The sequence below is a fragment of the Coprococcus ammoniilyticus genome, from assembly GCF_025567345.1.
Classification (GTDB): domain Bacteria; phylum Bacillota; class Clostridia; order Lachnospirales; family Lachnospiraceae; genus Coprococcus; species Coprococcus ammoniilyticus.
On record NZ_JAOQJS010000006.1, the window covers coordinates 320957 to 330422 of the forward strand.

General features: G+C 39.8%; 9 protein-coding genes and 1 other annotated feature. Of the genes, 6 read left to right on the top strand and 3 right to left on the bottom strand.

All coding sequences use genetic code 11. From position 1 onward, the window contains the following. Nucleotides 1-109 precede the first annotated feature (109 nt). Nucleotides 110-784, bottom strand: coding sequence for a uracil-DNA glycosylase (locus tag OCV60_RS11545; protein WP_021943376.1), 675 nt, complete (start codon nucleotides 782-784; stop codon nucleotides 110-112). 229 nt (nucleotides 785-1013) lie between these two features. Here OCV60_RS11545 and OCV60_RS11550 point away from each other — a divergent pair, with 229 nt between their 5' ends. Continuing rightward, complete coding sequence (locus tag OCV60_RS11550) at nucleotides 1014-1163, top strand: hypothetical protein (protein WP_021943377.1); 150 nt, start codon at nucleotides 1014-1016, stop codon at nucleotides 1161-1163. 109 nt (nucleotides 1164-1272) lie between these two features. Further along, nucleotides 1273-1512, top strand: a binding site (T-box leader). A 108-nt stretch (nucleotides 1513-1620) separates the two neighbouring features. After that, nucleotides 1621-3282, top strand: a complete 1662-nt coding sequence (locus OCV60_RS11555) for a 2-isopropylmalate synthase (RefSeq protein ID WP_044945179.1) — start codon at nucleotides 1621-1623, stop codon at nucleotides 3280-3282. A gap of 70 nt (nucleotides 3283-3352) precedes the next feature. Here OCV60_RS11555 and OCV60_RS11560 read toward each other — a convergent pair whose 3' ends face one another. Next, entirely contained in the window at nucleotides 3353-3763 is a 411-nt protein-coding gene (locus OCV60_RS11560) for a CBS domain-containing protein (protein WP_008401207.1), read from the bottom strand. A gap of 265 nt (nucleotides 3764-4028) precedes the next feature. Between OCV60_RS11560 and OCV60_RS11565 the strand changes: the two genes are divergently transcribed. Beyond that, on the top strand, nucleotides 4029-5144 hold the full coding sequence (locus OCV60_RS11565; protein WP_262530205.1) for a hypothetical protein: 1116 nt from the start codon (nucleotides 4029-4031) through the stop codon (nucleotides 5142-5144). On the opposite strand, the gene yyaC is transcribed toward OCV60_RS11565, so the two are convergent. After that, nucleotides 5123-5698, bottom strand: a complete 576-nt coding sequence (gene yyaC / locus OCV60_RS11570; protein WP_021943380.1) for a spore protease YyaC — start codon at nucleotides 5696-5698, stop codon at nucleotides 5123-5125. The two genes, OCV60_RS11565 and yyaC, sit on opposite strands and share 22 nt — an antisense overlap. Before the next feature lie 232 nt (nucleotides 5699-5930). On the opposite strand from yyaC, the gene OCV60_RS11575 reads away from it, so the two are divergent. The 3 genes from OCV60_RS11575 to OCV60_RS11585 all read left to right on the top strand — a co-directional run bounded on the left by OCV60_RS11575 (nucleotide 5931) and on the right by OCV60_RS11585 (nucleotide 9233). Further along, on the top strand, nucleotides 5931-7193 hold the full coding sequence (locus tag OCV60_RS11575; protein WP_262530206.1) for a LysM peptidoglycan-binding domain-containing protein: 1263 nt from the start codon (nucleotides 5931-5933) through the stop codon (nucleotides 7191-7193). Nucleotides 7194-7263: 70 nt separating this feature from the next. Continuing rightward, on the top strand, nucleotides 7264-8538 hold the full coding sequence (locus OCV60_RS11580) for a DUF5711 family protein (RefSeq protein ID WP_262530207.1): 1275 nt from the start codon (nucleotides 7264-7266) through the stop codon (nucleotides 8536-8538). Then, nucleotides 8535-9233 carry a CvpA family protein gene (locus OCV60_RS11585; protein WP_117808663.1) on the top strand — a complete coding sequence of 233 codons (699 nt, stop codon included), beginning with the start codon at nucleotides 8535-8537 and terminating at the stop codon, nucleotides 9231-9233. The genes OCV60_RS11580 and OCV60_RS11585 overlap by 4 nt, the downstream gene beginning before the upstream one ends. The last annotated feature ends 233 nt before the right edge of the window (nucleotides 9234-9466 follow it).

Below are 9466 nucleotides of genomic sequence, written 5' to 3' on the forward strand. Positions count from 1 at the left end.
CGCATTCCGGGCTATTCGCCCTTCTTGCTCATATCTGTTTATCTGCCAAATAAATAAGCAACGTTGTCTTTATACAGACACGTTGCTTATTTGCTTGGCAGATTTATTGTCATATGTTTTCAATCTGCCAGTCGATCGGTTCAACACCGTGCTCGGTCAGGAAGTTGTTCGTTTTGCTGAAAGGCTTGCTTCCCCAGAAACCACGATAGACAGATAACGGACTTGGATGCGGAGCTTTTAAGATCAGATGATTCGGATTGTTTAACATCGAAGCTTTTTTTTGTGCATACGATCCCCATAAGATGAATACGATCGGACGATCCTGGCGGTTTAAGATCTCCATACAGGCGTCTGTAAATTGTTCCCAACCATGTCCCTGATGGGAATTTGCCTGATGCGCCCGGACGGTCAGAACAGCATTTAACATCAGGACACCCTGCTCTGCCCATTTGACAAGATAACCATTATTGGGTATATAGCAGCCAAGGTCATCGTGAAGCTCCTGATAGATATTAGCAAGAGAAGGCGGGATGTCGACACCCGGCTTTACGCTGAAGCTCAGACCATGCGCCTGCCCTACGTTGTGGTAAGGATCCTGACCGATGATAACACATTTGACCTTTGATAATGGTGTCAGATGGAACGCATTGAATATATCATCGGCAGGAGGAAAGATCTCTCTTGTGGCATATTCATGTCCAACAAAATTAAACAGTTCTTTATAATATTCTTTTTTATATTCGGGCTTCAGTTCCGCAGCCCAATCATTTGAAATAGCTGGCATAATTCAGACTCCTTATCTATAGTGTATAGGATACGTTTTTCATTTCGAGACGACATTCTGCATTCTGAAAATAAAAAGAATAGCATATGTGTTCATTTTTAAAAATAGTGTAACATAAAGAATATTTAATGTAAATTTTAAGGCGTAATTTTACTCTGAAACATTGTCAGGTGAGAGACTTTGTGGTATCATCTTTTCAAATGAAATTTTTGCAGAAGGGGTGCTGAAAATGGAGAAAGCATATAAGACAATGAAAACTTCAGGCGCAATAAATATTGCATTAGGCGTAGTCGTTCTGGTGCTTGGACTTGCATCCGGTATATTGATGATCGCATCGGGCGGTTGTCTCTTGAAGAACAAACGTCATATTGTATGGTAGGAATGACAATCCTTTGCACGCGGGTACAGGAAGAACAGTTACCGCGTGCATATTTTTTCTGCAAAAATGGGGTTGACAGACAGCGAGACACTGTGTTAAAGTCGATACAGATAATACGATGAAGAGGAATAGTAGAATCTATGAAGCATTCAGAGAGTTGTCGGTTGGTGTGAGGCAGCAGTGGAACAGATTTGAACTCGCCTCAGAGTAGCCCGCTGAAAGGAAGTAGGATGGGATGGAGCCTGCCCATTATAGCAGGAGGATATAAGAGATTCATATCTGTATCTGTAACGAGAGCATACAACATGTATGAAATAGAGTGGTACCGCGTATAACTTACGTCTCTATAGGTGATGAGATGTAGGTTTTTTTATTGCCATATTTTATGTAATATATGAATAGAAGAACAAAAGCCGTTACAGGAGCTTATACAGAAAACAGAAACAGGAGGTTAAACATGAAGAATTTTGAGCATTACAAAAGAGGCTATTATATGCCACCGGAAAAGTCTGTAAAATGGGTAGAAAAAGAGTATATTGATAAGGCGCCGATCTGGTGTAGTGTAGATTTAAGAGACGGTAATCAGGCACTGATCGTTCCAATGAATCTGGATGAGAAACTGGAGTTCTTCAAAGAACTTGTACGAATCGGTTTCAAAGAGATCGAGATTGGTTTCCCTGCAGCATCGGAAACAGAATATGAGTTCTGCCGTACCCTGATTGAGAAGAATATGATACCGGATGATGTAACCATTCAGGTGCTGACACAGGCAAGACCGCATATCATTAAGAAAACATTTGAAGCAATTGACGGCGCAAAGCATGCGATCGTTCACCTGTATAATTCGACATCCTATGCACAGAGAACACAGGTATTTAAGAAATCAAAAGAAGAGATCTTACAGCTTGCGGTTGATGGGGCAAAATTGTTGAACCAGATGGCAGAAGAGCACGGAGTAAATTATCCGTTTGAGTATTCACCGGAGAGCTTTACCGGAACAGAGATTGACTATGCATTGGACGTATGTAATGCAGTTATTAAAGAATGGAAGCCTACTCCGGATCGTAAGGTTATTATTAACCTTCCTGCAACTGTAGAAATGTCACTTCCGCATGTGTATGCAAGCCAGATTGAGTACATGAGTGAACATTTGATTGACAGAGAAAATGTTATCCTGTCCTTACATCCGCATAATGACCGTGGATGCGGCGTAGCAGATGCAGAGCTTGGTATTCTTGCAGGTGCAGACAGAATCGAAGGAACTTTATTTGGAAATGGTGAGAGAACCGGTAATGTAGATATCATCACACTTGCGATGAATATGTTCACACATGGAGTAGATCCTGAACTTGATCTGTCTGATATTCCAAAGCTGACAGAATTATATGAACGCGTAACAAATATGCATGTATATGAGCGTTCTCCGTATACGGGAAAATTAGTCTTTGCAGCATTTTCAGGTTCTCATCAGGATGCGATAGCAAAGGGTATGAAGTACAGAAAGGATCAGGGAGATGGTATGTGGACAGTACCATATCTTCCGCTGAATCCGGAGGATATCGGAAGAAAATATGATGGAGATGTTATCCGTATCAACAGCCAGTCAGGAAAGGGAGGTATCGGTTATATTCTCCAGTCCAAGTACGGTTTTGACCTTCCGCCAAAATTCCGTGAGGATCTTGGTTATACAGTTAAAGATGTATCTGATAAGGCACATAAGGAATTATCCGCTACCGAAGTTTTGGATATTTTCCAGAGTACATATGTCAATATAGAAAATCCTGTTCGGATGTTGGAGTGTCATTTCGTTCAGGGAGATGGAATCTCAACTGAGATCACGATCATGAAATATGGCGAAAAGAAAGTATATCATGGTAAAGGAAATGGTCGTCTGGATGCTGTCAGTAATGCAATTAAGAAGCATTTTGACATTGACTTCAAAATCATCTGCTATGAGGAGCATGCATTACAGGTAGGCTCTAACTCACAGGCAGTCGCTTATGTAGGTCTGGAAGGAAAAGACGGAACAGTTACCTGGGGTGCAGGCATTAAGGATGATATTATTGATGCATCTGTATATGCTTTAATCTCAGCAATCAACAGAACAGGCGTGTTATAATAAATAAAAAGCCATTCAGCCGGTATAATAATTGTATCGGTTGGATGGCTTTTTAGTGCTTTTGAAAAAATTATGAAGTTTGGCTCAGCTTTTTATAGCAGTAGCCGATGATATCTTTTCGGGTTACGATACCGATGAATTTGTTGTGGTCGTCTACTACAGGAACGAAGTTCTGTGCCATCGCACGGGCAATCAGATCTTCCATATTTGAGTTGATTGATACGGAAGCATATTCGAATTTTTTCGGAATGTCGGACAAACGGATATCTTCGGATTCGGACAGATGGTTCAATCCGTTTTTCTTGCAGAACCAGAGGATATCACCCTCGGTGATTGTTCCGACATATTCGCCGTTACCCGACAGAATCGGGATTGCTGAATATCGATGGATCTCCATCTTTTCAAGAATCTGTCTTAAAGTAAATGTGCTTTCTATAAATGCAACCTCGCTCTTAGGAGTCAGAAAAAATAAAATATTCATAGGTCAGGGAAAATCCTCCTTTATGTAAAATATAACTTTGTATTATTGGTGATCAGCGGCAATGGTTTATTATTCGTGCCTGTATCTATTATAGAAGATGTCGACAGGGTTTGCAATTTACATTCTCTTAATTTTGTTTGAAAAAAGTGTGACAGATTTCAGAAAAAACAGAGAAAAAACTTCGGGTTGTTTAATAAGGTGTTATTTGTTAAAATAAATATAAGTGTAGGCTTGTGCGTGCACATTTACAGACAGGAGGAAAGCTATGGCTGCGGATAACGTATATGATGAAGACCAGGAATACCTGATCGAAGCGCGTGATGCAATCTCCGAATTAGAAGATTTAAAAGATAAGCTGGAGGAGATCAAACTGCTCCAGAAGAAGAATAAACGGGCAATCGTCCGGGAAGAACGGGCGACCGGCGATGAGATCAGTGCCACGCTAAAGAAAAGAAAAGAACAGATCGCTGCAAGCTATGACAGACAGATCGATGTAAATAATTCCAAGATCCGTCAGGTGCAGACGAAGAAGGATAAAAAGAAAAACCAGAGAATGGAAGATAGGATCAATAAGGAGACGGCAGATATCCGGGAGGAGAATCGTCAGCTGAATGCGACTATCAAGACCTTATTCAAAAAGAACCATGTTCCGCCGTTTTGTAATACGAAGATGTATTATTGTCTGTTTTCCCCAAAAGGCATGAGCGAATTTCTGGAGCTGTTTGTAATTCTTTTGGTTGCATGTGGAGGAATTCCTGCAGCAGTGATAGCGGTTTTGATGAATACAAAGTTTAAGACAGGAAGTCATACTGCAATGTGCGTGTTGATTGCAGCACTGATCATAATTGCTGAGTTTATTATTTATTTTATTGTATTTAACCTGACAAAGGTGAAACATAGGGATTTGATCCGGGAGGGAAGAAGAACCCGCGATAAGATCATAGCCAATGAGAAGGCTGTAAAAGCGATCAAGAATTCAATTGCAAAGGATAAGGATGAGAGTATTTACAGACTGGGTAAATATGATAAAAAGATTCAGGAATTAGAGGATGCAGGTGGAGTGATCAGTGATGAAAAACTGGATGCGCTTCGTACATTCGAGAAAGAAACCAGGCAGTTGATTACGGATGAGATTACCGGACGCAGAAAAGAGAAACTGGACCGGTTGAAATCCGAACGTGATACACTGGAAAATGATTTCGGTGATACGCAGAAGAAGATATCTGAATACGAGCTTATGATCACGAACAAATATGAAACATATCTCGGAAAGGATTTTTGTACAGAAGAAAAATTATCTGATCTGATCTCAATCATGGAAGAAGGATCAGCAAGTACAGTATCTGAGGCTATCAAAGTTTATAAGGGAGATGACAGATGATGATCGGCATAGATCAAAGCCTTTCCGATGTATTCTGCCATTTGTTTAACAGTATATAATCTGGTATTCTGGAGAAGATTTGCTCCGGTGTGACCAGACAGATTCACAATTCCGGTAATGGACATATCGCCTATTGCCGGAAGTTTTTTATTTACGCCTTTTCCGGGAAAAAGGTGGGAGTTGGTGAGCGTGACCAGTCCCATGTCCTTTGACATGCCAAGAGAGGCATCGACAGCAATCACAAAAGGATTGTCAAAGTCCGCATAAATGTGTTCGATGGTATCCTTGATATTTAAAGCATGGACAGGGTATTGCAGCGTGCCTGCAACCTGATAGGTTGTGTTGTGAGCCAGGATATAATCACCGACCAGAGGACCAAGGGCATCTCCGGTTGCGCGGTCTGTGCCGATGCAGATAACGATGATATCTTTGGAAGCACCATCCATTTCATATATCATTTCTATGATTTTATCCCCAAGTGCTTTACAGGTATGGCTACGGCTGGGATCAAAATATTCAGTTTTTCGTTTCGTTTGTTTTTTGCTGATATTCATAAACACCTTCCAGAAAATGTATCTTACTATAAAGTATTACCAGGATTGATAAAGTTTACACAAAGCTGAAAAATAAAATGTCGAAATAATAAAAAAGAAAAAATATGGATTGCAGGATCTGTTGACAAAATTTGATAAGTACAGGCTATCTGGAATGCTATTATCAGAATTAATCTCAAAATAGAGAACTTTCGATAGAACGAAAGTAAATAAAAGAATGGGGAGTGTTATCATGATAGAGATTGTATATGACAAGGCGACAGCAGAAAAAAATGCAAAAAATGATGGTCACTACAGAATGCCAAAGAATATCAGACAGATAGGAAATGCCCCGGATAAAAAGAAGATATACATAGAAGATTATGTAATGACATTTCTTCGCAAGATTGCAGAGCCGGGAAATACAACCTCCCGCGGTGCGATCCTGCTTGGAGAATATTTTAAAGACGGGGATACAGAGACCTTGTTCATCAGTGGAGCGGTAGAAGCACAGAATCTGGAGTTTGATGTAGAACAGATTAAATTTGATGATCATATCTGGAGCAAGCTCTATGCGGATATCAATAAATATTTTGAAAATCTGTCAGTTGTGGGATGGTTTTTATCCAGGATGGGATTTTCAACAGAAATCAATGACAAGATTACCAGACTTCATCTGGAAAATTTTCGGGGAAGAGATAAGGTACTGTTTGTTATGGATTCTCTGGAATGTGATGATGCCTTTTATGTATGTGAGAAGAACCGGCTGATGCGGCAACGTGGATATTATATTTATTATGTCAGAAATGAAGCAATGCAGAGCTACATTATCAGCCGTAAGAATATGTCCTGTGAGGACAAGCAGAACGCAGCAGTACGGAAGGATGCGGAGCTTGTAAAGAATTTCCGCGCCATGCGCGGTGACACACCTGAAAAACCAAAGAAGAACCGCACCTATGTCCGGTATGCAGTAGCATCTTTTGCAGCTTTATTTGTACTATCCATGGGAGTTGTTGTATCCGGAAACTATGATAAAATGAAGAACATCGAATCTACGATCCGCAAAATGGAACTGGAAAATGGAGATTCCGGGGTACAAGTATTTTCAAACAGCAACACAGAACAGACAATATATACAAAAGATATAGACAGTACGGCTGCCGGAACATCGGCTATTACGGAAACGCAGACAGAGTCTGCCGGCACAGATAAGGCAGGAGTAACAGGATCAAATGGGGCACAGAACAAAACGCAGGTAGATCAACCGGATACAGAGAGTCTGATAACAACGGAACAGACAACTTCACAGGACAATACTCAGGAAAATACCCAGGAAACAATGGCAGAGGGAATTCTGCAGTATTATACGATTAAAGAAGGAGATACATTGATGAGTATTTCGATCAAGATGTACAAGTCTCCGGAATATGTGGATGCCCTGATGAATGCAAATGGAATTAAAGAAGGAGATACAATCTATCCGGGGGAAAAAATAGCTATTCCATCTGTAAACTAAAAATGATATACTGTCCACATGTGAAAAGAAAAACTCTTATTTAAAATTGCAGATAATATAGAGGTATAGTATGACAAAAGAAACAACTGAAGAACTGAATAAAAAAAGAAAACCTGCTTTTGGGAAACGTCGTTTTGAAAAACAGGACAGGACACAGGATACAGACAGCAACATAATAGAAGTAACACCAGGAATGTCAGGAAGATTAAAGCTGCTGATCCTTTTACTTGTGATATTAATTGCAGCGGTAACGATCGTATCCGTGCGCAGATACATCAGCACGAGAGAATATAGAGCATATGACGTGGTGACATCTACCGAGACATCCGGAGATAATATAGCCAATTATGTATTGTTCAGTGATAATGTCCTGAAGGTAACAAAAGATGGAGTATCCTATATTGATCAGAGTGGTAATACTGTTTGGGACTGCAGCTATTCCATGAAGATGCCGCAGGTAGTTGTAAATGGAGACTATGCTGCAGTTGCAGATCTGAATGGCAGAGATGTGTATGTATTTAATAAATCCGGTAAGGTCAGTAACCAGACACTGAACTATGATATTACCAATATCGACGTGGCAGCACAGGGCGTTTATGTAGTGATCCTGTCGGGAGAAAAAGAAAATTATATCAATGCTTACGATAAAGACAGCAAGAATATATATGAGATGAAGACATCGATCGAGAACAGTGGGTATCCGCTGGATATTGCAATATCAGATGACGGAGCCAAGTTATTTACCAGTTATGTGAAGGTAGACGGGACTTCTGTGCCGGATTATCTTGCAGCCTATAATTTCGGATCTGTGGGACAGAACGAGAATGCGGATCGTCTGATGGGTGGCTTTACCTTTGATGACACCATATTTCCATACATAGATTTTGTAGACAATGACACAGTTGTCTGTTTTGGTGATAATAAGATCGTTGTATACGCCATGTCTGAAAAACCAAGTGAAAAAGCGGAGATCGATCTGGAGAACCGTGAGATGCTTGGTGTATTTGCAAATACAAAATATCTGGGTTATATCACGGCAGATAATGAAGATAGTGACAGCAGATACCATATCTATATCTATGATATGAGTGGTAAGCTGACAGCAGAAACGGATTATAACAATTCATTTTCCAATATATATGCAACAGATGATGAACTTATCATTTCGGGGGAATTCGACTGCAGTATTTATTATCTGAATGGAGCAAGAAAGTTTGCAACGACCTTTAATAAGAATCTGATCAATATTGTGCCATCCAAAAATAAGCTGGAGTATATTGCGATATTTGAAAATGAAACCCAGGTGATCAAATTAAAGTTAAAGAACGAAAAGGAGAAAAAATGAATCTGTTAGTTCTCGGAATTCTGGCATTTATTTTGCTACTGGTATTTCGTGGATATAGAAAAGGCTTTTTTAAAAGTGCTGCCAGCGCGATAGGAATTGTGCTGGCAGTTCTTCTTACTGCTATATTATATCCTGGCGTGAATAAACTGTTGTGTCAGTATACCGTTCTGGATGATGTCATAGAACAGAAAATTATAGAAAAATTTGAACTGCCGGAAGAAACAAAGACGGCAACAAGAAATGAAGAGATTGATACGATAGAAAATCTGGACCTTCCGGATAATGTGAAAGGCTGGCTGATTGCAAACTGCAACGGAGAAACGTTCTTGGAGAGTGGGGTGGATAATGTATGCAGTTATATTGCAAAGTCTTTAACAGCGATGGTAATGCGAGGAATTTCCTATGTGCTTACACTCCTGGTGCTGTTGCTTCTTCTTCATATATTGATTATGGTGCTTGATGTTGCAAACTATATACCAATCGTAAAAAGCATTAACAAAGCCGGAGGTGCAATATTTGGTGCCGGACAGGGAATCTTAATTGTCTGGATCTTTATGGGGATTGTGACGCTGTTGTCAACATTTAGCTGGGCATATCAGGTCATACAGATGATCGATGAAAGTCCGCTTTTGGCATGGCTTTACAAAAAAGACATTTTTTTGAAAATAATAGTTGACATCTTGGAAAAGATTTAGTATAGTATCACTTGCTGGTCGCGAGAACAGCTTGAGCAACAAAAAAGATTGAAAATAATCGAAAAAAGTTGTTGACAAACATTAACGATATGTGTTAATATATCGAAGTTGCTGTTCGAGACAGTAACAAACAACGACAAATGATTTCATGATGATTCTCATCTGGAAAGCATGCAGAACATCAAAAAAGAAATTAAAAAAGTTGTTGACAAAGAACACTGGATGTGATAACA

What these genes read in the sequence shown, in the direction of transcription:
- OCV60_RS11545 (WP_021943376.1), bottom strand. Translation starts at nt 784, where the DNA reads ATGCCAGCTATTTCAAATGATTGGGCTGCGGAACTGAAGCCCGAATAT.
- OCV60_RS11550 (WP_021943377.1), top strand. Translation starts at nt 1,014, where the DNA reads ATGGAGAAAGCATATAAGACAATGAAAACTTCAGGCGCAATAAATATT.
- OCV60_RS11555 (WP_044945179.1), top strand. Translation starts at nt 1,621, where the DNA reads ATGAAGAATTTTGAGCATTACAAAAGAGGCTATTATATGCCACCGGAA.
- OCV60_RS11560 (WP_008401207.1), bottom strand. Translation starts at nt 3,763, where the DNA reads ATGAATATTTTATTTTTTCTGACTCCTAAGAGCGAGGTTGCATTTATA.
- OCV60_RS11565 (WP_262530205.1), top strand. Translation starts at nt 4,029, where the DNA reads ATGGCTGCGGATAACGTATATGATGAAGACCAGGAATACCTGATCGAA.
- yyaC (WP_021943380.1), bottom strand. Translation starts at nt 5,698, where the DNA reads ATGAATATCAGCAAAAAACAAACGAAACGAAAAACTGAATATTTTGAT.
- OCV60_RS11575 (WP_262530206.1), top strand. Translation starts at nt 5,931, where the DNA reads ATGATAGAGATTGTATATGACAAGGCGACAGCAGAAAAAAATGCAAAA.
- OCV60_RS11580 (WP_262530207.1), top strand. Translation starts at nt 7,264, where the DNA reads ATGACAAAAGAAACAACTGAAGAACTGAATAAAAAAAGAAAACCTGCT.
- OCV60_RS11585 (WP_117808663.1), top strand. Translation starts at nt 8,535, where the DNA reads ATGAATCTGTTAGTTCTCGGAATTCTGGCATTTATTTTGCTACTGGTA.